This is a genomic window from Stenotrophomonas sp. INTA L402-1 (genome assembly GCF_059295135.1).
This window is the reverse complement of the sequence record NZ_JCAFWP010000235.1, coordinates 1-533: the sequence shown is the minus strand read 5'-3', so window position 1 is coordinate 533 and position 533 is coordinate 1. Positions and strand designations below refer to the sequence as shown.

The following is a 533-nucleotide window of genomic DNA, read 5'->3' as shown; positions in this document are numbered from 1 at the left end:
CGCGCCTGGACCCCGTTCCTCTTCCTGACCGCCACCGTAACGCTGTGGAGTACTCCACCCTTAACACCCCTGGTCGCTTCGGGTGGGGCGCTGGATGCCTGGGTGACCAATATTCCGGTGCCGTACCTCGATAAACTGGTGGCCCGTATGCCGCCAGTGGTCAGCGAAGCGACAGCGTATGCCGCCGTGTTTAAGTTCGACTGGTTCTCTGCCACCGGTACCGCCATTCTTTTTGCTGCCCTGCTCTCGATTGTCTGGCTGAAGATGAAACCATCTGACGCTATCAGCACCTTCGGCAGCACGCTGAAAGAACTGGCTCTGCCTATCTACTCCATCGGTATGGTGCTGGCGTTCGCCTTTATCTCGAACTATTCCGGACTATCATCAACGCTGGCGCTGGCACTGGCGCACACCGGCCATGCATTCACCTTCTTCTCGCCGTTCCTCGGCTGGCTTGGTGTCTTCCTGACCGGATCGGATACCTCATCTAACGCCCTGTTCGCCGCCTGTCTCTTATAAACATCTCCGAGCCC

General features: G+C 58.2%; 1 protein-coding gene. It reads left to right on the top strand.

The genetic code is table 11. The features are described 5' to 3' along the window. The coding region (locus AC5O77_RS22555) for an L-lactate permease (protein ID WP_494507266.1) at window positions 1-519 on the top strand (519 nt) is incomplete at its 5' end. Between the last annotated feature and the right edge of the window lie 14 nt (window positions 520-533).